This is a genomic window from Brevundimonas sp. NIBR10 (assembly GCF_027912515.1).
GTDB lineage: Bacteria > Pseudomonadota > Alphaproteobacteria > Caulobacterales > Caulobacteraceae > Brevundimonas.
The window spans coordinates 1,571,598-1,594,943 of the sequence record NZ_CP115464.1; the positions used below are offsets into that span (position 1 = coordinate 1,571,598).

20 protein-coding genes are annotated in these 23,346 nt (G+C 67.6%); 10 read left to right on the plus strand and 10 right to left on the minus strand.

The features are described 5' to 3' along the window. Positions 1–14 precede the first annotated feature (14 nt). The 3 genes from O5K39_RS07725 (at position 15) to O5K39_RS07735 (ending at position 4,224) form a co-directional block, all read left to right on the plus strand. On the plus strand, positions 15–1,055 hold the full coding sequence (locus tag O5K39_RS07725; protein WP_271146695.1) for a sugar kinase: 1,041 nt from the start codon (positions 15–17) through the stop codon (positions 1,053–1,055). Between the two features lie 824 nt (positions 1,056–1,879). Next, the gene (locus tag O5K39_RS07730) at positions 1,880–3,511 is read left to right on the plus strand and encodes a pectate lyase (protein WP_271146696.1); all 1,632 of its coding nucleotides are present in this window, start codon (positions 1,880–1,882) and stop codon (positions 3,509–3,511) included. After that, positions 3,508–4,224: a LamG domain-containing protein gene (locus O5K39_RS07735; RefSeq protein WP_271146697.1), complete on the plus strand. Its 717-nt coding sequence runs from the start codon at positions 3,508–3,510 to the stop codon at positions 4,222–4,224. Before O5K39_RS07730 ends, O5K39_RS07735 begins: the two co-directional genes overlap by 4 nt. Before the next feature lie 168 nt (positions 4,225–4,392). Here O5K39_RS07735 and ileS read toward each other — a convergent pair whose 3' ends face one another. Further along, on the minus strand, positions 4,393–7,371 hold the full coding sequence (gene ileS / locus O5K39_RS07740; RefSeq protein ID WP_271146698.1) for an isoleucine--tRNA ligase: 2,979 nt from the start codon (positions 7,369–7,371) through the stop codon (positions 4,393–4,395). A 265-nt stretch (positions 7,372–7,636) separates the two neighbouring features. Between ileS and O5K39_RS07745 the strand changes: the two genes are divergently transcribed. Continuing rightward, entirely contained in the window at positions 7,637–8,140 is a 504-nt protein-coding gene (locus O5K39_RS07745) for a DUF3828 domain-containing protein (RefSeq protein ID WP_271146699.1), read from the plus strand. Between the two features lie 92 nt (positions 8,141–8,232). Further along, positions 8,233–8,790 carry a DUF3828 domain-containing protein gene (locus O5K39_RS07750; RefSeq protein ID WP_271146700.1) on the plus strand — a complete coding sequence of 186 codons (558 nt, stop codon included), beginning with the start codon at positions 8,233–8,235 and terminating at the stop codon, positions 8,788–8,790. On the opposite strand, the gene O5K39_RS07755 is transcribed toward O5K39_RS07750, so the two are convergent. From O5K39_RS07755 to O5K39_RS07765, 3 genes are read right to left on the minus strand one after another with little or no spacing between them, the layout of a single operon-like run. Further along, on the minus strand, positions 8,768–9,721 hold the full coding sequence (locus tag O5K39_RS07755) for a bifunctional riboflavin kinase/FAD synthetase (RefSeq protein ID WP_271146701.1): 954 nt from the start codon (positions 9,719–9,721) through the stop codon (positions 8,768–8,770). The two genes, O5K39_RS07750 and O5K39_RS07755, sit on opposite strands and share 23 nt — an antisense overlap. A 6-nt stretch (positions 9,722–9,727) precedes the next feature. After that, positions 9,728–10,180, minus strand: a complete 453-nt coding sequence (locus O5K39_RS07760) for a MaoC family dehydratase (protein WP_271146702.1) — start codon at positions 10,178–10,180, stop codon at positions 9,728–9,730. Positions 10,181–10,203: 23 nt separating this feature from the next. Next, on the minus strand, positions 10,204–11,088 hold the full coding sequence (locus O5K39_RS07765) for a TIGR01459 family HAD-type hydrolase (RefSeq protein WP_271146703.1): 885 nt from the start codon (positions 11,086–11,088) through the stop codon (positions 10,204–10,206). A 168-nt stretch (positions 11,089–11,256) separates the two neighbouring features. Here O5K39_RS07765 and O5K39_RS07770 point away from each other — a divergent pair, with 168 nt between their 5' ends. Genes O5K39_RS07770 through O5K39_RS07780 form a run of 3 tightly spaced genes read left to right on the plus strand, consistent with a single transcriptional unit; the run spans position 11,257 to position 16,994 of the window. Continuing rightward, the gene (locus tag O5K39_RS07770) at positions 11,257–13,278 is read left to right on the plus strand and encodes an ATP-binding protein (protein WP_271147124.1); all 2,022 of its coding nucleotides are present in this window, start codon (positions 11,257–11,259) and stop codon (positions 13,276–13,278) included. 60 nt (positions 13,279–13,338) lie between these two features. Continuing rightward, the gene (locus O5K39_RS07775; RefSeq protein ID WP_271146704.1) at positions 13,339–15,186 is read left to right on the plus strand and encodes a DUF885 family protein; all 1,848 of its coding nucleotides are present in this window, start codon (positions 13,339–13,341) and stop codon (positions 15,184–15,186) included. Between the two features lie 14 nt (positions 15,187–15,200). After that, positions 15,201–16,994, plus strand: a complete 1,794-nt coding sequence (locus tag O5K39_RS07780) for a DUF885 domain-containing protein (RefSeq protein WP_271146705.1) — start codon at positions 15,201–15,203, stop codon at positions 16,992–16,994. A gap of 10 nt (positions 16,995–17,004) precedes the next feature. On the opposite strand, the gene O5K39_RS07785 is transcribed toward O5K39_RS07780, so the two are convergent. Beyond that, entirely contained in the window at positions 17,005–17,925 is a 921-nt protein-coding gene (locus O5K39_RS07785) for a LysR substrate-binding domain-containing protein (RefSeq protein WP_271146706.1), read from the minus strand. Positions 17,926–18,024: 99 nt separating this feature from the next. Here O5K39_RS07785 and O5K39_RS07790 point away from each other — a divergent pair, with 99 nt between their 5' ends. After that, a complete protein-coding gene (locus O5K39_RS07790) occupies positions 18,025–18,180 on the plus strand; it encodes a hypothetical protein (RefSeq protein ID WP_271146707.1) in 156 nt (51 codons plus the stop codon). Here O5K39_RS07790 and O5K39_RS07795 read toward each other — a convergent pair. The 4 genes from O5K39_RS07795 to O5K39_RS07810 are packed head-to-tail and all read right to left on the minus strand — an operon-like array spanning position 18,177 to position 20,584. Next, positions 18,177–19,082 carry an NAD(P)/FAD-dependent oxidoreductase gene (locus O5K39_RS07795; RefSeq protein WP_271146708.1) on the minus strand — a complete coding sequence of 302 codons (906 nt, stop codon included), beginning with the start codon at positions 19,080–19,082 and terminating at the stop codon, positions 18,177–18,179. The two genes, O5K39_RS07790 and O5K39_RS07795, sit on opposite strands and share 4 nt — an antisense overlap. Then, positions 19,079–20,215 (minus strand): DUF1176 domain-containing protein, encoded by a 1,137-nt coding sequence (locus tag O5K39_RS07800; protein WP_271146709.1) that lies wholly within the window; start codon positions 20,213–20,215, stop codon positions 19,079–19,081. Before O5K39_RS07800 ends, O5K39_RS07795 begins: the two co-directional genes overlap by 4 nt. A gap of 22 nt (positions 20,216–20,237) precedes the next feature. After that, on the minus strand, positions 20,238–20,450 hold the full coding sequence (locus O5K39_RS07805) for a DUF2945 domain-containing protein (RefSeq protein WP_271146710.1): 213 nt from the start codon (positions 20,448–20,450) through the stop codon (positions 20,238–20,240). Continuing rightward, positions 20,447–20,584, minus strand: a complete 138-nt coding sequence (locus tag O5K39_RS07810; protein WP_271146711.1) for a hypothetical protein — start codon at positions 20,582–20,584, stop codon at positions 20,447–20,449. Before O5K39_RS07810 ends, O5K39_RS07805 begins: the two co-directional genes overlap by 4 nt. A 196-nt stretch (positions 20,585–20,780) precedes the next feature. Here O5K39_RS07810 and O5K39_RS07815 point away from each other — a divergent pair, with 196 nt between their 5' ends. Next, the gene (locus tag O5K39_RS07815) at positions 20,781–22,001 is read left to right on the plus strand and encodes an NADP-dependent isocitrate dehydrogenase (RefSeq protein ID WP_271146712.1); all 1,221 of its coding nucleotides are present in this window, start codon (positions 20,781–20,783) and stop codon (positions 21,999–22,001) included. Positions 22,002–22,070: 69 nt separating this feature from the next. Here O5K39_RS07815 and O5K39_RS07820 read toward each other — a convergent pair whose 3' ends face one another. Continuing rightward, complete coding sequence (locus O5K39_RS07820; RefSeq protein ID WP_271146713.1) at positions 22,071–23,096, minus strand: AraC family transcriptional regulator; 1,026 nt, start codon at positions 23,094–23,096, stop codon at positions 22,071–22,073. Positions 23,097–23,346: the final 250 nt, after the last annotated feature.

Here is a 23,346-nt window from a genome sequence, read left to right on the forward strand (position 1 = left end):
CTAGTTTCCGCCGCATGACCGGGTCCCCGAACGCTGCCGCAGGCGGCAAAATCCTGTGCTTCGGCGAGATGCTGTTGCGCCTCAATCCGCCCGAGGGTGAGGTGCTGATGCAGGGCCCGACCCTGACGGTGCGACCCGGCGGGGCCGAGGCCAATGTCGCCGTCTCGCTGGCCCGCTACGGCGCGCCGACGGCGATGGTGACCGTCCTGCCCGACAACGGGCTGGGCCGTGGTGCCCGTGACGAGGTGCGCAAGCACGGCGTCGACACCTCCGGCATCGAGTTCAGGCCGGGCCGGATGGGCCTGTATTTCATGACCCCCGGCGCCGTCCGTCGCCCGGCTGACGTCCTATATGACCGTGCAGGTTCGGCCTTCGTCGAACACGTCGATACCGCCTTCGACTGGCCTTCGCTGCTGGACGGGGTCGAGTGGCTGCATGTCTCGGGCGTGACCCCGGCGGTCGGTCCGAACGGCACCCGAGCCGCCATCCAGGCCGTCGAGGCGGCCGAGAGGGCAGGGGTCAAGGTCTCCTTCGACGGTAATTTCCGTGGCAAGCTGTGGGGCGAATGGGCCGGCGATCCGCCCGCGACGCTCGGCCGGATGCTGGCCACCGCCTCGATCGCCTTCGCCGACGAACGCGACTTCGCCCTGGTGCTGGGCCGCACCTTCGAGGACGCCGACCCGCATCAGCGCCGCCGAATGGCCGCCGCCGCCGCCTTCGAGGCCTTCCCGAAACTGGAGCGCATCTGCTGCACCCTGCGCGTCCAGGACAGCGTCGCCGACCAGGCCCTGTCCGCCGTCATGCTGACCCGTGACGGCCAGGTGGACGCGGCACCCATCCACATGGCCGGGGTCATCGACCGCGTCGGCGGCGGCGACGCCTTCGCCTCGGGCGTCCTGTTCGGTGTCTGGAGCGGCTGGCCCGACGAGGAGTCCCTCGCCTTCGGCCTCGCCGCCGCCGGCCTGAAGCATTCGGTCCACGGCGACTTCAACCTGTTCACCTCAGCCGACGTCCGCGCCGCCATGGACGCCGACGGTTTCGACATCAAGCGGTAGGGCAGTCCCGGTCACGCCGGTAAGCCGATCTTCTTCCCCCGCTTGCGGGGGAAAGCGGTCCGTCGATCGCGCAGCGATCCAGGACCGATGGGGGAAGTCTTCTTTCTTCGCCCCCTTCACACGCCCCCCATCGACCCTGGTCTCGCTCCGCTCGACGCCGGGGATGGTTTCCCCCGCTACGCGGGAGAAGAAGAAAGTCGGCTCGTCCAGCGCCTCCAACTTGCGAAGCTCGCCCGACCCTATCCCTTGCCGTGCCTGGGGATACGACCGATTCTGACGTTCAGTCAGGGCTATCCACGCGCCCAGGTCCCCAACCCCGCTATGATCCTTCCGTCCCGTCGCGGGGAAGGGCGCAAGGCCTTGCGATCTTGTTGCGGCGGGAGTGTGTAGAGCGGGATCGGACCGGGGGATGCCGGCGCAGTTCTTTCGGGGACTGCGTCGCCCCGGACCGTCAAAGGGTCTGGCGCAGAGAGTCGGATCGTTCAGGGGATGATGCTGCAAGGGCATCACCCTCCCGCCGGGGGCGCGGTAGCGGCAAGGGGTTAAGAGCCCCGCTGGTTCGTGGCGACACGAGCCGTACAGCTCCTGCGAAAACCACATACGCGGAGCGTTCGTCTTTCGCCGAAACGGTATTTTCTATTTCATTCCGGGCGAAGGCCCGGACGCTCCGCCGGCCCTTCCCATCGCTTCAGCGCATCGGCGCGTGAGGGCGAAGAGGCGTGAAAAATGCCCGGCCGAACCCACTAGGAAACCGGTGTCATAGCGCCTAATCTGATACGGAAGGACCGCAGAGTCCGCCCCGTGGAAGCGTTCGGAGTATCCTCATGTCCATCTCGATGAACCGTCGTGCCCTGCTCGGTGCCGCCGCCGCGAGCGCCTTTGCCTCGGCCGCGCCCGCCGCCTTCGCGCAAGGCTCGCCCGACCGCTCCGCCATCCTGGCCGCGATGAAGAAGGCCGCCGCCTTCATGACCGACGAGGTCGCGGTCGGTGGCGGCTATGTCTGGAACGTCCTGCCCGACTTCTCGCGCCGTTGGGGCGAGCTGGAGGCCTCGCCGACGATCATCTGGGTCCAGCCTCCGGGCACGGCGACGGTGGGTCACGCCTTCCTCGACGCCTATCACGCCACCGGCGACGAACAGTTCTACGCCGCCGCCAGGTCCGCCGCCGACGCCCTGGTCGCGGGCCAGCATCCCCGGGGGGGCTGGAACTACGTCGTCGACACGGCGGGCGAGGAAAGCCTCAAGGCCTGGTACGAGACCTATGGTCACAACGCCTGGCGGATGGAGGAATACCATCGCTATTACGGCAATGCGACGTTCGACGACGCCGGCACGGCCGAGGCCTCGCAACTGCTGCTGCGCATCTATCTCGAGAAGCGCGAGCGCAAATACCGGGCCCCGCTCGACAAGGCGATCCAGTTTGTCCTCGACGCCCAGTATCCGAACGGCGGCTGGCCCCAGCGCTTCCCCTTCGTCGAGAACGGCGGTGCCCACGGACATGCCGACTATACGCCCTACATCACTTTCAACGACGATGTGGCGGGCGAGAACATCGAGTTCCTGCTCTATGCGCATCAGGCCCTGGGCTCGAACGACGCCCGGCTGGTTGACGCGATCGAGCGCGGCATGGACATCTATGTGAAGACCCAGCAGCCCATGCCTCAGCCGGCCTGGGGCCTCCAGCATTTCCCCGACACCCTGAAGCCCGCCCCCGCCCGCACCATCGAGCCCCAAGCGTTTGCGACCCACACGACGGGGACCAACATCCGTTCGATGATCGGATTTTATCGGCTGACCGGCGACCGCAAATTCCTCGAACGCCTGCCCGAGGCCCTGGACTGGCTGGATCAGGTCAGGACGCCCCAGAATCTGATCGCGCCGGGCCGGACCCATCCGACCTTCATCCTCGAAGGGTCGAACACCCCGGTCTATATCCACCGCCGCGGGTCCAACATCACCAACGGCCAGTATTACGCCGACACCAATCCGAACAATCTGATCGTCCACTACGGTTCGTTCCGGAACGTGGACACCGCCGCCATCCGCGCCGAGTACGAGGCGGCGGCCGCCATGGACCCCGCCGCCCTGATCGCCGCCTCGCCGCTGAAGGCGCGGGCCGGGTCGCTGAAACTGCCGAAATATTTCACCCTGCGCGACGTCAGCATCTGGGACATGTCCACCGACGCCCGGCGCGAGCGGCCGACGACGCCCGCGCGCGTCGCCGAGCTGGTTTCGGGCCTCAACGACCGGGGCTACTGGCCTTCGCCTCTGACCACAATCTCCAACCCCTATATCGGGCCGGCCCCGGCCGAGGTGACCGGCGGCGAGTATCAGACGACCCGCGTCGGCGACCTGTGGGACACCTCGCCCTACAACACCGACTACCCCGTCGAATGCATCTCGACCCAGGTGTTCGTGCGCAATCTGGGCGACCTGATCGAAGGTCTGGCCGCATGATCGACCGGCGACAGGCCCTGATCGGCGGCGCATCAGCGGGGCTGGTCGCCACGACCGGCTGCGCGACCTTCGCCGGGTCGGCTCAGCCGGATCAGACCGTCTGGCGCTTCGGAGACCTCGACCGGATCGGTGCGCCCCTGACCATCGAAGGGGCCCCACAGCGTATCGACGGCCCGGCCTCCGTGCCCGGCGGCGCGCTCAAGTTCGACGGTGTGGACGACGCCCTGTTCATCGGCGACCACCCCCTGGCCGGTGCCTCCACCTTCGCCTTCGAAGCCGTGTTCCGCCCCGACGGCGGCGCCTTCGAGCAACGCTGGTTCCACCTGCAGGCCGACGAGGCGGTGGTGCCGGGCCAAACCCCGGTCGGCACCCGCTTCCTGTTCGAGATCCGCGTCTATGGCGAGCAATGGGCGCTCGACGCCTTCACCAAGGGCCCGACCTACAACCAGACCCTGCTGTTTCCCGACAAGCTGCACCCCGTCGGCCGCTGGTATCACGTGGCCCAGACCTATGACGGGACGACCTACCGCAGCTTCGTCGACGGCGAACTCCAGGGCGAGGCCGCCGTCGCCTTCACACCCCAGGGCCCGGGGCGGGCGTCCGTCGGCTGTCGCATCAACCGGGTGAACTATTTCAACGGCGCGGTGGCCGAGGCCCGGTTCACGAAGCGATTCCTGCGCCCGGATCAGTTCACGGGTTTGAATCCAAACTAACTCGCCTGCCCACGGTCTTTGACAACTCAATCCCGCTCATCCCGGCGAAAGCCGGGACCCAGTCCTTTGGGCGATCGATGCCGTCAGTTTTCCACCAGCGGCGATCCCACACCTGTGACCCCCAAAAGCACTGGGTCCCGGCTTTCGCCGGGATGAGCGGAATGTGGGTTACCCCGCCCGCTGCTGATCCCACCACCGCACCGCATCTGCATCGCGGGCGCTCAACTCGGGGTAGTCGGGGTCGGACCCCACGTCCGGCACCCGACGCCAGGAGCGGGCGCATTTGGGGTGGTCCAGAATCGGTTTCGCGACGACCTCAACGTTGATCACTTCCAGGGCCTGGAAAGTCTCGACCGCTTCGGGGCTGATACCGGCGACGATGCTTGCGACGCTCGACCGGAAGATGTCGGCCACGTCTTGTGCCGCGAGCCCCTCAAACGCTGCCAGAAGTTGATCGTCCGCAATGTAGACGGTCAGTTCGGCGTCAAGGCCGGTTCCGATACGCTTCTCGCGGCGTTCGACTTCCAGGGCGCCATTGGTGACCAGCAACACGCGTTGGACCTTCTCCCAACGATGCTTCTCGTTCCAGTTCTGCCACTCACTGGGCGTCTCCGGAATCACCCGCGCACAGTTCGTCCCCGCCTCCGGGAAGCGCGTCAGCCACGCCTCCTCCATGGTGAACGGCGTCAGCGGGGCCAGCCAGGCGGTCAGCCGCATGAACACCTCGTCCATCACCGTCCGAGCCGCACGGCGGCGGATCGCATCCGGACGGTCGCAGTACAGGCTGTCCTTGCGGATATCGAAATACAGGGCCGACAGGTCGTTGGCGCAGAACTCCAGCACCGGCCGGACCACGTCCTGGAAGCGGTATTCGGCGTAGGCCTTCCTCACCTGGCCATCCAGTTCGTGCAGCCGATGCAGCACGAACTTCTCAAGAGGCGGCATCTGATCGTAGTCGGTCAGTCGCTCGTCCTCGTCGAACCCGACCAGGGCACCCAGCAGATAGCGGACGGTGTTCCTCAGCTTGCGATAGGCATCTACCGTCGTCTGAAGGATCGTCTTGCCGATCCGCTGATCGTCCGAATAGTCCACCAGCGCGACCCAAAGGCGCAGGATGTCGGCCCCGCTCTCCTTGATGATGACGGCGGGGTCGGTCGTATTGCCCTTGGACTTGGACATCTTCTCCCCCTTCTCGTCGAGGGTGAAGCCGTGGGTCAGGACCGCATTGAACGGTGCCCGGCCGCGCGTGCCGGAGCCCTCCAGCAGGGACGACTGGAACCAGCCGCGATGCTGGTCCGACCCTTCCAGATACAGGTCCGCCGGCCAGTGCGAGGGCCGGTCGCCGACGTATCCATTGGCCGGATCGCGGGGCTCGATGGTGAAGGCATGGGTCGATCCGGAGTCGAACCAGACGTCCAGAATGTCCTCGACCTTCTCGTACCGCGCCGGGTCGTGGACACCCAGGAAATCGCTGTCCGGCGCGCTGAACCAGATGTCGGCACCGTGCTCGGCGATGGCCTTCAGGATGCGGGCGTCGACCTCGGGGTCATGCAGGGGCTGGCCGGTGTGCTTGTCCACGAACATGGCCAGAGGCGTACCCCAGGCGCGCTGGCGGCTGATCAGCCAGTCGGGCCGGCCCTCGACCATGGAGCGGATGCGGTTGCGGCCCGCCTCGGGGTGGAAGTCGGTGTGGTCGATGGCCTTCAGCGCCGTCTCGCGCAGGGTGTCGCCGTCCTTGAGCGGGGCATCCATGCGGATGAACCACTGCGGCGTATTGCGGAAGATCACCGGCGCCTTGGACCGCCACGAGTGCGGATAGGTGTGTTCGATCCGACCGCGCGCCAGCAGCGTCCCGGCCTCGATCAGCCTGTCCATCACCGCACCGTTCGCAGGACCGAACTTGCCCGTCTTCTTGCCCTCGGTCTCCAGCACCTTCAGCCCCGCGAACAGGGGCACGCCGGGATAGTAGGCACCGTCCGGATCGACCGTGTCGGGCACCTCGTGATGACCGTGGGCCTTCCACACCTCGAAGTCGTCGGCGCCGTGGCCGGGCGCAGTGTGGACGAAGCCGGTCCCCGCGTCGTCGGTGACGTGATCTCCGGCCAGCAGGGGCACCGAGAAGCCATAGCCCGGATCGAGCGCCGCCAGCGGATGGGCGCACTCCAGACCCGACGGATTGAGGTCGGACACCCGGGTCCAGGTCGCGATCTTCGCTGCCCTGAACACATCCTCGGCCAGCTTGTCGGCGACGATCAGACGGTCTCCGGCCGCAGCCCAGGGCTCGAACTCCAGCCCCTGTTCCATCGACTGGACCTCGTACAGGCCATAGGCGATCTCGGGCCCGTAGCTGATCGCCCGGTTGGCCGGGATGGTCCAGGGCGTGGTGGTCCAGATCACGATCGACGGGGTCGCGTGGCGGAAGGCCAGCAGGTCGTCGTCATGGTCGTCCGACGCCGCGATCACCGGGAACTTGACCCAGATCGTGGGCGAGACGTGGTCGTGGTACTCGATCTCGGCGTCGGCCAGCGCCGTGCGTTCGACCGGCGACCACATCACGGGCTTGGAGCCGCGATACAGCTGACCCGAATTCTTGAACCGGTGGAACTCGGCGACGATCTTCGCCTCGGTCGAGAAGTCCATTGTGGCATAGCGATTGTCGAAGTCGCCGGTGATCCCCAGACGCTTGAACTGGGCCCCCTGCACGTCGATCCAGCCGGCGGCATAGTCGCGGCAGGCCTTGCGGAATTCCTCCTTGGAGACCTCGTCCTTGCGCCGGCCCTTGGCCCGGTACTGTTCCTCGATCTTCCACTCGATGGGCAGGCCGTGGCAGTCCCAGCCGGGGACGTAGTCGACGTCATAGCCCAGCAGGAAGCGCGACCGGACCACGAAATCCTTCAGCGTCTTGTTCAGCGCATGGCCGATGTGGATGTCGCCGTTGGCATAGGGCGGGCCGTCGTGCAGCACATAGAGCGGCGCGCCCTGGACCTGACGTTCGGCGCGCAGGGTCGCATACAGGTCGCCCCACTGCTCCAGGATCGCCGGCTCCTTCTGCGGCAGGCCGCCCCGCATCGGGAACGGCGTCTCGGGCAGGAAGACCGTCTCGCGGTAATCGCGGGCGGCGGGGGCGTTGGATTGGTCGTCGGCCATGGTTGGTCTCGGCGTGTTCTGATTGATCGTTCGCTGTCTCGATGGTCGCTCGGGTCAAGAGCGGAGTTCCCGGCGTGGGCGGGGCTGAAGCAGCCCTCGGCGCTACGCCGGGCGGCTAATCGAAATCGGGCGACGGAAGACGCGGACGGTCATGATGGGCGCTGTCTAGCAGAGCCGGAACCGGCTGCGCCAGTGCGAGCGTCAGCATTCGACAGTGGGACCGGGGCGAACTCGGCGCATGATCCGGCGGGTTACGGAGGTAGGGATGCGACATTTTCCAGCGATGATCGTGGGGCTGCTGCTGGCGGGCACAGCCTCCTCGGCCTCTGCCCAGCGCGGCGACGAGGGGGCCGCTGCCTTCGTGCGCGGCGTCTATGCCGCCTATTCCGACGAGGACGTCTCGCCGCCGGATCTGGGCGACCGGGCGGTCTGGTCGCCCCGGATGGCGACGCTGATCCGGCGCGACCGCGAACTGGCCACCGAGGATCTGCCCTATCTCGACGCCGATCCGATCTGTGACTGCCAGGACTGGGAGAACCTGCGGGTCCAGTCCGTGGGGGTCAGCCTCGACAACGTGCGGATGCGCTGGATCGCCACCGTGCGGTTCGTCAACGCCGGCGAGACGAAGACCGCGCGCCTGCTGCTCTGGGGTGATCCGATCCGGGGATGGACGATCGACGACGTCCTGAACCCCGGCTACCCCAGCCTGGCCGACCAGCTGACCGAATCCATCCAGCGGGTCGAGGCGGGTGGGTCTGCCCACGACTGACCCGATGAAGCCTCTGGGAAATCGCAAGCCCCGGGTCTAGCGTCAGCACGTCAGCGCGGCGTTTCAGGATCGCGCACCATCAGGAAACGCCCATGCGTGTCGCCCCCTCGGTTGTCGCCGCCACGATCGTGGCCTCGCTGACCCTCGCCGGATGTTCCGAGGGCGGTTCGGCCCCCATCGCCGAGACCCCGGCGGCCGCCACCCTGCCGCCGGGTCGCCCGGCCATCTATCAGGCAGCGGGCGAGGGGCCCGAGCCCTTCGTGCGAGCGCTCTACGCCGTCTACGTCGCAGGCGGCCCTGGAACCGATACCCCGGCGCCGGGCCAGGACCCGATCTATTCGCGCATGATGAACGCCACGATCGGCGCTGACTTCCGGGTCGCAAACGGCGAAGTGCCGACCCTGAACTACGACCTGATCTGCGCCTGCCAGGACCAGGGGCCGTTCACCCTCGACAGCCTGACCGTCGGTCAGACGGGGGTGAACGCCGCCACCGCCGCCGTCGTCTTCACCAATGCGGGCGAGACGACCACGCAAACGCTCAATCTGGTCCGGGAGGGCGTGAACTGGAAGGTCGACGACGTCATCGGTGCCGATGGCAAGTCGGTGCGGGCAGAGACCCTCAAGGTCATCGAGGCGGCGGGGGGCTGAGCGCCAGGGCGATCCTTGCCGCCTTCGCATCGGCCTCGATCTGGACCTTCAGCGCGTCCAGCCCGTCAAAATCCATCTCGCCGCGCAGACGGGCCACGAGGTCTGTCTCGACGGTCTGGCCGTACAGATCGCCAGAGAAGTCGAACAGCCACACCTCCAGCAGCGGCTCGTCGATCTCGAACATCGGCCGGACGCCCAGGTTGGCGACGCCGTCGACGACGCGGCCGTCCGGCAACCGGGTCCGGGTGGCATAAACCCCGTAGGCCGGCCGCATATAGTCGCCGAGCCGGACATTGGCGGTCGGCACCCCGATGGTGCGGCCGCGCTTGTCGCCGTGGACCACCTCGCCCTCGATGGCGAAGGGGCGGCCCAGGATGGCGGCGGCGCGGGCCATGTCGCCGGCCTGCAAGGCCTCACGCACTGCGCTGGACGACAGTTTCAGGCCGTTGGCGTCATCGACCCGGGACGTGACCGACACGGTGAAACCCAGGTCGTGTCCATAAGCCTTCAGGGACTGGGGCGATCCCGACCGACCCTTGCCGAAGGTGAAGTCGAAGCCGACGGCGGCGTGACGGATGCCCAATCCCGTTCCGAGCACGTCCCGGGCGAAGTCTGCATCGCTCATCGCCCCCATCTCTGCGTCGAACGCCAGCAGATGGAGGCGCTCCACGCCCAGGGGCTCCAGCGCCCGGGCCATCTGGTTCGCGTTCATCAGGCGAAACGGGGCCGCGTCGGGCTGGAACCAGCGGCGGGGATGAGGATCGAAACTGACCGCCGCCAAGGGGGCACCCAGCCTTGCAGCAGCCTCGCTCGCTGCGGCGATCACCGCGCGATGGCCCCGGTGTACGCCGTCCAGCGCCCCGATCGCAGCGGCAGCGCCCTTCAGTTCGGCCGGCAGGTCGCGCCAGCCCCGAATGACCTTGATGGCCATGGACGGTCAGCCCTTGGCGGGACGGCGCCGACGCGGCACACGCACGGTGGCTTCGCCGTCCATGATCAGCTCGCCGTTCACATGGCCCTCGCAGGTCAGGACGACCCGGGCAGACACCTCATCGACCGAGGCGACGGTGATCTTCGCAATGACGACATCGCCGATCCGCACCGGCTTGTGGAAGGCCAGGGTCTGGCTGAGATAGATCGCGCCGGCGCCCGGCAGGATGGTCCCGACCACCGCCGAGCCGAACGACGCCGACAGCAGGCCGTGGGCGATCCGGCCGCGATAGGCGGTCTTTGAGGCATAGGCCTCGTCCATATGCACGGGATTGAAGTCGTCGGACGCCTCGGCAAAACGTTGAATCCGCTCCTCGGTGATGATGACGGGCTTCTCGGCGACCATGCCGACCGAGAGCTCTTCGAGGATATAGCCGCCTGAGGGGTGGGGTCCGGTCATGCGTCGCTGTTAGACGGCCCGCATCATTTTGGCGAGGCCTGCCAGGTCAGATCGAGTGCAGCGTACCGGGCATAGGTCGTCTCCGCCTTCAGCAGGCCTGCGGCCAGCGCCGGATCGATCAGCCCGTCCGGGCCCTTTGCCGCGTCGCCGTGGATGCCCTGGGCGATGAACAGGCAGTCGAGCGCCTGCTGGTTGGCCCCCATCACGTCGGTGATGACCCCGTCGCCGATGCACAGCACCCGAGAACGATCGACAGGACGACCCAGAAGCCGCGCCGCCTCGGCCAGAGCCAGGGCGTAGATGGGACCATAGGGCTTGCCCGCCATGGTCACCCGGCCGCCGAGTTCCTCGTACAGATCGGCCAGGGCCCCGCCGCAGTAGATGATGGTGTCGCCGCGCTGCACGATCCGGTCGGGGTTGGCGCAGATCATCTCCAGTCCCCGTTCGGCGGCGGGCTTCAGCCGTTCGCGATAGTCGGCGGGCGTCTCGGTTGTGTCGTCCAGCAGACCGGTGACCGACAGGAAGGCGGCGTCGCCCGCGTCTTCAGCCAGGTCCAGCCCAAGGCCGTCGTACAGGGGCCAGTCCCGGTCGGGTCCGAGGACCCAGGCCGGACCCGGCGCCCGCCTCGCCAGTTCCGCGCGGGTCGCGTCGCCGGAGGTGACGAAGGCCCGCCAGCTCTCGCGCGGCACGCCCAGCGCGTCGAGTTGAGCATGCACGTCCGAGGCCGGACGCGGCGCATTGGAGATCAGGATGACGTGGCCATGGTCTCGGTTGAAACGGGCCAGGGCGTCGCAGGCCTCGGGCCAGCTTTCGCGCCCGTTGTGGATCACCCCCCAGACGTCACACAGCAGGATGTCATAGTCGGCGGCGATCTCGGAGAGGCCGGAAATGGCGTGGGGCAAGGTCATGAGGGGCCAGATAGCCGGTCGGAAGCCTGCGGAGAACCCGCCTGTTCGCGCACGAAGGGGAAGATTTCATTTGTGGCGTATGCTGACGCACTGATTCGCCTGAGAGGTCGCGTGACCGCACCCGTCCATCCCTCGCCGAGGTTCCGCTTCGATCCGCTGCTGATCGTGATGGCGATCGGCTTTTCGGTCGCGATCGGGGCCCTGGCCTGGCCGGCGTTCCGCTCGGGCCCGACGACCACGCCGCATGCGGTGCTCCTGCTGACGGTCGCCGCCGTGGCCCTGATCGGGCTGCTGGCCTTCGGGCGCGGCGAACGCAAGACGACGGGCGCAGCTCCGGCCGGGGACGTCGCGGTCGAGATGCTGGACGCCATGGCCGAGCCGGCCGCCCTTGTTCGCGCCAATGGACAGGTGCTGGTCTACAACGCCGCCTGGGGTGCGCAGAACGGTGCCCTGGATGCCCTGCCCAAGGGCAAGTCGGCTCAGGCGCTCTACATGGCCTTCGCCCAGGCCCGGCAAGGCGAACAGGGACGCGCCATCGTCCTGGTCGGCACGCGCGAGATCGAGGTGATGATCGGTCAGGCCGGAACCGATGCGAGCGGAGGCGGTCGCTTCCTGGTGCGCGAGGCCCCGCAGGCCGCGCTGGAGACCCCGGCCGCCGCCCTCCCGAAAGCCTACGTCGCAGCCTCTGGCGAAGGCAGAGCGATGGCGGCCGGTGCGCCGTTCGGCTCGGCGGTCATCGACGGCGACGACATCTTCGCCGGTCGCGCCGAGGACCCCAATCCCGCGCTCGCGGTCCTGACCGGTCCGAATGCCGCCCGAGACGCCGCCTTCGGTCATCTGTTCGAGCCCAACGGAGTGAGCGAAGCCCGCACCCGTATGGCGGCGGGATCGACCGGCCCGATCGAACTGGTCGCCCGGGCCCATCCCGACCGGATGCTGCACCTGTATGTCGCGCCGGAAGGCGACAAGCGTCGCGTCTGGCTGTTCGACGTCTCGGCCCAGAAGTCGATGGAGCTTCAGCTGTCGCAGGCCCAGAAGATGCAGGCCGTGGGCCAGCTGGCCGGGGGCGTGGCGCACGACTTCAACAACCTGCTGACCGCGATCCAGCTTCAGCTCTCGGGTCTGCTGGAGCGCCACCCGGTCGGCGATCCCTCCTATGACGGCCTGAACGAAATCCGCCAGACAGCCATTCGAGCAGCCGACCTTGTGCGGAAACTGCTGGCCTTCTCGCGCAAGTCGACCGTGCGGCGCGAGCGGCTGGACCTGGGCGAACTGGTCAGCGAATTCACCGTCCTGCTGCGCCGTCTGCTGCGCGAGGATGTGCGCCTCGAGACGGACTATGGACGCGATCTGCCGGTCGTCCTGGCCGACAAGTCCCAGTTGGAGACGGCTGTGATGAACCTGGCCGTCAACGCCCGCGACGCCATGCGCGGCGTGGTCGAGCCGGGGGCGGGAGTGGTCACCATCCTGACCCGCCGCCTGACCGGGGCCGAGGCCCGGACCATGGGCTGGCTCGATGCCACGACCGATGAAGTGGCGCTGATCGAGGTGTCCGACACCGGCCCCGGCGTGCCGCCCGAACTGCTGGACAAGATCTTCGAGCCCTTTTTCACGACCAAGGCCGTCAACGAGGGCACAGGCATGGGCCTGGCCACCGTCTACGGCATCGTCCAGCAGGCGGGCGGCCACATCGGGGTGACCAACCTGCCGGGCGCGGGTGCTGCGTTCCGCATCTTCCTGCCCGCCGCGACGGCCGAGGAACTGGTCGAGGCCGCGCCCGTGGTGGTCAAGGTCAAGGCCGCGCCGCGCGACCTGTCGGGGGCTGGTCGCATCCTGTTCGTCGAGGACGAGGCCGCCGTTCGGGGCATCGCCGCCCGCCTGCTGCGCCAGCGCGGCTATGAGGTCATCGAGGCCGCCGACGGCGAGGAGGCCCTGGCCCTGGCCGAGGAATGGGCCGGCCAGATCGACATGATGATCTCCGACGTCATCATGCCCGGCCTCGACGGGCCGTCCCTGCTGAAGAAGGCGCGCCAGTATCTGGGGGACGCACCGGTGATGTTCATCTCGGGCTATGCCGAGAGCGACTTCTCGGACCTGTTGCAGGACGAAAAGGGCGTGTCCTTCCTGCCCAAGCCGCTGGACATCAAATCACTGGCCGAACGGGTAAAGCAGGAACTGCACGCCGGGTAAGGCTTGCGTCGGGGCGTGGGATCACGGCTGATGCGCGAAGTCCCGTCCCGGAGTTCCCCCATGATCGATCGCCGCCGCCTCCTCGTCGCCGCCAGCGCCCTGGCGGCGCTGTCGGAACCCGCCCGCGCCCTCGCCGGGACGGTGCGCCAGACCGCTTCGCCTGGTGCCGGCACCGCCGATGCGGCCCTGACGGCGGCGATGGACGGGATCGTGCGCGACATGATCATGACCTCGCCCCAGACCCTGACCATGCTGGGGCTCGACAAGGGACCGGCGGCACCGATGAAGGCCAAGCTGGATGACCAGTCCCAGGCCAAGATCGACGCCGACAAGGTCAAGATGCGGGCCAGCATGGCCGAGCTTTCGGCCATCGACCGCAACGCCCTGACGACCCAGTCCAAGGTCTATTTCGACTCGGTCAAATTCTTTGGTGAGACGGTGGCGTCGGGCTCCGACTTTCCATACGGCGGCGGCCAGTACCCGTCGCCCTATACGATCAGCCAACTCGGCGGTGCCTATCAGTCGGTACCTGACTTCCTGGACAGCCAGCACTCGATCGAGACGGCCCAGGACGCCGAGGCCTATCTGTCGCGCCTGTCTGACCTGGGCAAGGTCTATGACCAGGAGACGGAGCGGATGCGGGCCGATTTCGGCGCCGGTGCCGTCCCGCCGGACTTCGTCATCGACCGGACGACCGGCCAGATGGACCGGACGCTGGACGCCGATGCTGCGGGTCTGACGCTCGTAACGTCCGTGGCGCGGCGGGCCGAGGCCAAGGGGCTGGCGGGCGACTGGTCAGCCCGGGCGCTCGCCATTGTGTCACGCGAGGTCCTGCCGGCCCTCCGCCGCCAGCGCGACGCGCTCGCCGGCCAGCGTCCGACGGCGGTGCATGACGCCGGCGTCTGGCGTCTGCCGCAGGGCGAGGCCTACTACGACTTCGGCCTGCGCTTCTACACGACCACCGGCATGACCGGGCAGGAGATCCATCAGATGGGTCTCGAACAGGTCGCCGAGCTGTCCGCCCGCGCCGACGTCCTGCTCAAGGCCCAGGGCCTGACCCAGGGCACGGTCGGGGCCCGGATCGCCTCGATCGCCAGTCAGGTGCCCGGCCAGCTGTATCCCAACACCGACGAGGCCAAGGCGGTCCTGCTCACCGATCTGAACGCCCAGATGGAGCGGGTCATGGCGCGGATGCCCGAGTATTTCGGCCGCCTGCCCAAGTCCGGCTGCGACATCCGCCGCGTGCCCAAGGACATCGAGGCCGGCGCGCCCGGCGGCTACTACCAGTCGCCGTCGCTGGATGGATCGCGGCCCGGGGCCTACTATATCAACCTGCGCGACACGGCCGAATGGCCCAAGTACACCCTGCCGACCCTGACCTATCACGAGGCGGTGCCCGGCCACCATTTCCAGATCGCCCTGCAACAGGAGAACGCGTCGGCACCCATGCTGATGAAGATCCTGGGCTTCTCGGCCTATTCGGAAGGCTGGGGCCTGTACTCCGAACAGCTGGCCGACGAGATCGGGATGTACGAGGGCGATCCCTGGGGCCAGATCGGGTCCATCCAGTCGCTGATGTTCCGGGCGACGCGGCTCGTGGTCGATTCCGGCCTGCACTACAAGCGCTGGAGCCGCGAGGAGGGCATCCGCTACATGGTCGACACCCTGGGCGACCAGGAAAGCTCCATCGCGACCGAGGTCGAACGGTACGCCGTCTGGCCCGGTCAGGCGTCCAGCTACAAGGTCGGCCATTCGACCTGGGTGCGTCTTCGCGAGGCGGCCAAGGCCAAGTTGGGCCCGCGCTTCGACATCAAGGGCTTCCATGACGTGGGTCTGGCCGCCGGTGGCGTGCCCCTGACCGTGCTTGAAGAGGTTATCGACGGCTGGGTCGCGTCGCGTCAGGCCTGATGAGAGAGATGACCATGATCGATCGCCGCCGCCTGCTCGTCTCCGCCGCCGGTCTCGGCATGGTCGCGGCCTTGCCCGCCGCGGCCCAGACGCCGCCCGTCATGTCCGAGGCCGATGCCCGGCTGGACGCCATGATGACCCGCTGGTTCGAGGAAAATCTGCAGAACAGTCCCGAACAGGCGACCAACCTGGGCCTCGACCGGGGCGACAAGGCCAACCTGTCCAGCAAGCTGCGCAAGTCCGGCCTCGCCGACGCCGAAGCGGATCGTACCCGCGCCCGTGCCCGCTGGGCCGAGATTCAGACGGTGTCCGAGGACGGCCTGTCGGACCAGGCCAGGGTGACCCGGGCCATCTTCCGCTTCACCGCCGAGGGGGCGGCGATGGCCGCGGACATTCCCTATGGCGGCGGGATCGGACCCTATGTGGTGACCCAGCGGTCCGGGGCCTATTTCTCGGTTCCCGACTTCCTGGCCAACCAGCACCGGATCGAGACCGAGGCCGATGCCGCCGCGTTCATATCGCGGCTGGAAGCCTTCGCCGGCGTGCTGGATGGCGAGAGCGAGCGCATCGCCGCCGATGGCCGGGCGGGGGTCATGCTGCCGTCCTTCCTGATGGACAAGACACTCACGCAACTGAAGACGCTTCGGGATACGCCTCCCAACGAGATGGCCATGATCCAGGCCCTGATCCGCAAGACGGACGCGGCGTCGATGATAAGCGACTGGGGAGCCCAGGCCGCCGATGTCGTGGAGACCTTGGTCAAGCCCGCCCTGGCCCGCCAGATCGCCGTGTTCGAGGCCCAGCGCCCGAACGCCACCGAGGACGCCGGGGCCTGGAAGCTGCCCGAAGGCGGCAGGACCTACGGCCTGGCGCTCCGCGCCTACACCACCACCGACTATAGCGCCGAACAGATTCACCAGATCGGTCTGGAGCAGGTCGCCGAAATCCAGGCGCAGATCGACACCATCCTGAAGGCCCAGGGCATGGCCGAAGGTTCAGTCGGGGCTCGCATTCGGGCCCTGAATGAAGACCCGCAATACCTCTGGCCCAATACGGACCAGGGCAAGGCCGATCTGCTGGTGTCGCTGAACGAACAGATGGCGGCCCTGGCGCCGATGCTGCCCCGCGTGTTCAACACCCTGCCCAAGGCCCAGGTAGAGATTCGCCGCGTGCCGCCCTCGATCGAGATCGGCGCGCCGGGTGGCTATTACCAGGGGGCGTCGCTGGATGGGTCGCGGCCGGGGGCCTATTACATCAACCTGTCGGACACGGCGAACTGGCCCAAATGGGGTCTTCCGACCCTGACCTATCATGAGGCCTCGCCGGGCCATCACCTGCAGATCACCATAGCGCGGGAGGCCGGCACCCTGCCGGTCTACCGCCGCATCGCGGGCAACTCGGCCTATAACGAAGGTTGGGCCCTGTATGCCGAACGCGTCGCTGCCGACGACCTCGACGTCTATGCCGACAACCCGCTGGGCCGGGTCGGATATCTGCAATCCTACCTGTTCCGCGCAGTGCGGCTGGTCGTCGATACCGGCCTGCACCACAAGCGTTGGACCCGGGATCAGGCCATCCAGTACATGATCGAGGAATGCGGCGAGCCGGCGGGGTCGGCCGAGAAGGAGATCGACCGCTACTGCGTCTCGATCGGCCAAGCCTGTTCCTACAAGCTGGGACAGACGGTCATCGAACGCCTGCGGCAGGAGGCCGAACGCCGGCCAGGATTCGACCTGAAGGCCTGGCACGATCGGGTCCTGCTGAACGGTTCGGTGCCCCTGGCGGTTCTGGAAGCCCAGCTCAGCTGACGACCCGGGCTCAGCGACCCAGGGCGGTCAGCGCCTCCCGGATCGCCGGGTCGGCGGCGGCGGCGGCCAGCAGCCATTCGCGGAAGCGCACGATCTTGGGCGAGCGCCGTCGATCGGCCGGCCAGCAGACCCAGTAGCCGGGGCTCAGCTCGACGATCTGGGGAAACGGCCGGATCAGCATCCCGGCCGCGATCTCCCGCGCATAGAGAATGGGCGAGGCCAGGGCGACGCCCTGGCCACCCAGGGCCGCCGCCACCTCCAGTGCCTGGAAGTCGGCCTGAAGCCGCACGGCCGGATGGGCCACACCCTCGACCCCGGCGACGGCGAACCAGGCACCCCACTCCTTTTCCTCGCCGATGCGGGGCGCGGCGATCAGGTCGGCGGGGGTCTCAAGCTTCAGGCTTTCGCACAGGTCCGGCGTACACAGCGGCGTGAAGACGCTGGGCATCAGCAGTGCCGCCTCCAGCCCCGGCCACTGGCCCGTGCCTGAGCGGATGGCGATGTCGGTGTTCTCGCGGCTCAGGTCGATCAGGTTGGACGAGGTGTCGACCCGCACCGCCAAACCGGGATTGGCGATCTGGAACCCGCCCAGCCTCGCCGCCAGCCACTGGCTGGCCAGGGTCGCCAGGGTCGTGATGGACAGCACACCTTCATCGGCGTCGGTCAGATCGGTCAGAGCCCGGCGAAGCACCAGCATGGCCTCGGTGGCGGCGCGCGATAGTCTCTCCCCGGGCTCGGTCGGCTGAACCTCGCGTGGCAGGCGACGGAACAGGCTGAGGCCCAGCCGGGTCTCCAGCGCCTTGATCTGCCAACTTACGGCGGCCTGGGTCATGCCCAGTTCGTCGGCGGCCCGCGTGAAACTCTTCAGGCGGGCCGCCGCCTCGAAGACGCGGATCGAGGCCAAGGGAAAGCCGGCGAGAGGATCTGGCATAAGTCCGCCTTGTGATTACGAGCCATCATCTGGTTTGAGACCGGCGGCCGTCAAGCCCAGATATGGGCCTCCCCGAAACGACTGCCTGAGGAGGCCGATATGGAAGAGATGACCCGCACTCATAAGGAACCCGCATGGGGCTGGATCGGCGCACTGGTCGCCGCCCTGCCGCCCCGCGCTCAGCGGCGAGCCCCGACGCCCCACCAGGTGGTCACCCCGTGGAGCCCTCGCTCGGCTCCCGGCTGGTCGGCCTAGACCGTCTGGCCGTCCGCTTCGCGCAGGGCGTTGTGGATGGCCGTGGCGGCCACTGCGGCCTCGGCCGTGGCGACCGCGATCTGGTTGAGGCCCCGAACCACGTCCCCGGCGGCATAGAAGCCGGGGATGCTGGTCATCTGATGATCGTCCACCAGCAATCGTCCGTCGTCGCACAGGGCGGTACCCAGCGTCCGGGCCAGTACGGCGTTCGCCGAGGTGCCGAGCGCGGAATAGACCATGTCGAAGGCCGTCTGGCGGCCGCCCCAGCTCAGGGCCGTCACCCGGTCGCCTTCCAGATGGATCTGTTCGATCGGCGTCTCGACAAGGCCGATGCCGAGGCGTTCCAGTGCCTCGCGTTCGGTCAGGGCACCGGGCTCCCCAACGTGGATCAGGGTCACGCGGTCGGAATAGGTGCGCATGAAGGCGGCCTCGCGTACGCCCATGTCGCTGGCACCGATCACGGCGACGGCCTTGCCGGTGGCCTCATAGGCGTCGCAGATCGGACAGATGCGCACCAGCGACCGGCGAACGGCGTCCTCGACGCCGGGCAGGTCCGGGTGGTGATCGACCACGCCCGTCGCCATCAGCACAGCCCGCGCGTGGACGTTGCGTCCGTTCAGCCGGGCGACGAAGCCATCGTCGACGACCTTTACAGCCTCGACCGACCCCGCCTCGATCGCCGCGCCGTATTCCCCGGCCTGTTCGCGCAGCCGTGACAGGATGGCAGCGCCCGTGATGCCCGCCGGGAAGCCCGGCATATTGTGGCTGAGCGGAATCCAGCAGGCTCGCGGCTCGCCGGCGTCGGCCACCAGTACCCGCCGCAGGAACCGACCGAGATAGGTCGCCGCCGTCAGCCCGGCCGGACCCGCGCCGATGATGAGAACCTCGGGGTCGCCGCTCATCGACTGCGGAAGGTGGTGGGCCAGAAGTCCGAGACCATGCCGAAACAGTCGCTCATCACCTGTTCGCGGCTGAGCACGAAGGCGCGGCCGGTCCAGGTCCAGGTCTGGGAGACGCCGCAATCGCCTAAGCCCCGCGCCTTGGCGAAGGCGGACAGGGTCCGGGTGGCGGGATCATAGGCGGGATTGATCAGCCAGTCTTCTGTTCCGTCCGCCCCTTGCATCGCCTTTCCGTCCGCATCGGGAAAGCTGACCGGTCGTGGGTCAGCGCCGCCGGCCCCGGCCAGGAAATAGGCGTAGCTGACGTTGTAGGCCCCGCTGTCGCATGGGATGCCCCAGAGCTCGGTCGTGGCGTTCAGCCGCGAGGCCGTCACGGCCTTGCGGAGATAGTCGTTGAAGGCGGTATTTTCGCGGCACTGTCTGACCGCGGGCACGGCCTCCAGAGCGGCGGGCGGGACGGCGTTGTCGTCCTCGTCATCGGTGTTGATCGGATCCAGGGCGGTGGTGAAGCCTGTCTGGCTGACGGCCGGTGCCGCTGTGATCACAGGCAGGTCTGGAGCGGCGGGCACGGCCGAGGCTGCCCGTTGCCCGCGTCGGATCAGGGCGGTGGTCGTGTCCAGGCGTCCCTGCCGTTCGTCGAACCACAGCAACGAGGCAGACGCGCCGGCGGCCGGAAGCTCCGCCGTCTGATCGCCCGAGACCAGGGATATGGTCCTGGCCGCAGCCAGTTCGGCCAGCACGGCGCGGACGTCGCGCGCCGGGATCACGGCGCTGGAGGTGTCGTCGGGGCCGGGCGTGGTCGCATGGCGTCGCCCGTCGATCACCAGACTGATCGGAGCGCCGAGATTTTCCTCTCCGCCATCAGGCCAGAGGCCGAAATGGATCGTCGGCCGGGCTTGCGGACCTGCATCGATCCCGACCCGAACCCAGGCGGCCACGCCCCCGGTATAGGCGACACAGGCGTTGCCGTTGTCACAGACGGCGTACCAGTCTCGGAACTGGCGGCTCTCCGATTTCACGATCGCGGCTTGCGTCGCAGCCGTCGACGACGCGCCCGGCTCGCCGGCGGTTCGCGCCTCGCCGTTCCCGCAGGCCGCCAGCAAGACGGTCGCGGCCGCCATGGTCCATCGGTTCATCGTCATCCCCCTCACAGCGTGTTCAGGCCTTGCGCAGTTCCGACGGCCTGTGGGCCGCCTGCGCGCCTGTCTTTGCGCTCTCGACCAGATACTCGGGGTTGTCGGGCGAGGCCGCAACCTTGTGATTTCTGATCGTCATGGGCTTCGTCAGCTTCCTGACGACCTTGCCGGTCGTGGTGCCCTGACTGTGGTCCCACTTCACCGTTTCGCCGGCCCTGAAGGTCTTTTCCGTCATGAGGTCTGCCGTTCCGCGATCCTGTCGTCCTCTTCAGCGAGCACGCGCGCCATCAGTTCCGCATCGACGAAGGCGGGGGGCTCCAGGAAGGTGATGATCCAGCGATCGACCAGTCTTCGTGTCTCATCGTCCATTCTCGCCTCAGTACGCAACGCCCGTTCGGGTAAACTAAGGTCTGAGCCGCGCATCGGTTCAGTCCGCACACGGCGACTTTTTCAAGACAAAGTTAACCCGGGGGGATGTGGGCGCGCACCAGACCTTTCGCCCGCGGCAATGCCTCGCTATACCCCCGCCAACTCAAATCCCCGACACCCAGCACAGAGGCGCTTCATGGCCAAGATCAAGGTCGCCAATCCCATCGTGGACATCGACGGCGACGAGATGACCCGGATCATCTGGCAATGGATCAAGGACAAGCTGGTCTTTCCGTTCGTCGACGTCGAACTGGACTACTACGACCTGGGCATGGAGCACCGCGACGCCACCGACGACCAGGTGACGATCGACGCCGCCCACGCCATCCAGAAGCACGGCGTCGGCGTGAAGTGCGCCACCATCACTCCGGACGAGGCCCGGGTGAAGGAGTTCGGCCTCAAGAAGATGTGGAAGTCGCCGAACGGCACGATCCGCAACATCCTGGGCGGCGTGGTCTTCCGCGAGCCGATCATCTGCCAGAACGTGCCCCGTCTGGTTCCGGGCTGGACCCAGCCGATCGTCGTCGGCCGCCACGCCTTCGGTGACCAGTACAAGGCCACCGACTTCCTGATGCCGGGTGCCGGCACCCTGACGATCAAGTTCGTCGGCGACGACGGCGCGGTGATCGAACATGAGGTGTTCAAGGCCCCGTCGGCGGGCGTGGCCATGGCCATGTACAACCTCGACGACTCGATCCGCGACTTCGCCCACGCCTCGTTCAGCTATGGCCTGGCCCGCAACTATCCGGTCTATCTGTCGACCAAGAACACGATCCTGAAAGCCTATGACGGTCGCTTCAAGGACATCTTCCAGGAAGTGTTCGACGCCGAATATGCCGACAAGTTCAAGGCCGCCGGCCTGACCTATGAGCACCGTCTGATCGACGACATGGTCGCGGCTGCGATCAAGTGGTCGGGCGGTTTCGTCTGGGCGTGCAAGAACTACGACGGCGACGTCCAGTCCGACATCGTCGCCCAGGGCTTCGGCTCGCTGGGCCTGATGACCTCGGTTCTGATGACGCCGGACGGCAAGGTGCTGGAGACCGAGGCCGCCCACGGCACCGTGACCCGCCACTATCGCCAGCACCAGAAGGGCGAGGCCACCTCGACCAACTCGATCGCCTCGATCTTCGCCTGGACCGCCGGCTTCAAGCACCGCGCCAAGCTGGACGGCAACGCCGAACTGGCCACCTTTGCCGAGACCCTGGAAAAGGTCGTCGTCGACACCGTCGAGGCCGGCTTCATGACCAAGGACCTGGCGCTGCTGGTCGGCGACACCCAGGGCTGGCTGACCACCGAGGGCTTCCTCGACAAGGTCGCCGAGAACCTGCGCGCCGAGCTGCCGAACGTCGGCTAAATCCGGCTTGAAATCCGCGACATCGACGCCCGCCGGAGATCGCTCCGGCGGGCGTTTTCGTGGTCGATGTCAGCCCGTGGCGGCCAGGGTTTTCAGCCATCCGACGGCGACGTCATGCCTCATCCGTCCATTGCGGACGGGGAACGGGAAGTCCGGAGACAGGCCAGGACGGACGTCGGACGGGGAATAGCCGAAGGTATTTCGGAACACGCGGCTGAAGTGGGACTGTGAGGGGAAGCCATGGTCCTCGGCCACATCAGCGACCGACCGGCGGCGGCCTTCGCGCAAGGTCATATGGGCGCGTTCCAGACGCCGCTTCTGGATGAAGCGGTGGACCCCGCCGTCATGGTCGAACGCGCGATAGAGGGTGGCCCGAGACCCGCCGCAGGCCCTGGCCACGGTGTCGGCATCCAGGTCGGGATCCAGCAGTCGGTCGTGGATCCATCGCTCCGCCCGCCAGCGTAGTCCCAGGCGCAGGGAGGCACGCGTTTCCGGATCGAGCGGACGCGTATCCCCCAGGGCGCGGGCGGTCATGGCCAGGGCCGCCGTCAGCCCGGCTCGTCTGTGGGCATCGTCCAGCCGCTCGATCTGGTTGCCGAGGATGCGGACATGGCCCGCGATCAACCGTCCGGCCGGGGTGTCGCGCCTGAGTACCGTTCCGTGGGCCGACGGTTGTAGCAGGATGTCGGGGACGTATCGGCGCGGGATCAGCAGGCTGTAGACATCGACGCTGGCGACCCGGGACACGGTTTCGCGCGACAGGTCCCGGATCTGGAGGTCGCCGGGGCGTGAGCGCACGTCGCGCCCGGCGCAGTCTCCGACCAGCGGGGCCAGATTGACCAGCAGGTTGATCCCGTCGATGGCCGAGCGACCGACATAGGGCCGGGTGCGTCGCATGATCTGGCCGCTGGATCGTCCGCGACCGACGACGCCTTCAGCCGTCAGGGCCATGACCGTGGCATTGTAGAAGCTGGGGCGAGCCTCGGGTGCGACGCCCTCGACCGCATACAGGTCGGCCATGCTCTGTCGATAGAGTTCGTAGGTCTCTTCGCCGTTACGCGACCCGGTGTCCCAGGCCAGGGCTTCACTGGTCAACGCGTCTCGACGCCCGGCGCCGCTCCCAACTCAGGCCCGAACCTATCGTGGTTTCTCCGGCCAAGGCAATCATCCCGCGACCTGGGCGGGCCGGGCGGCTTGAGACGCACAGGCATGGTCATGATCGGGAGAGCCGTTATCAAGACGCCAGATCGGCGTGACAGCGTCGGTTCGAGACAGCCCAGGTGTGGGGAATTGCGCCAGGGCCTAGCAGGTCGTTCAGCCCACGCTGAACGACCTGCCTCTGTTT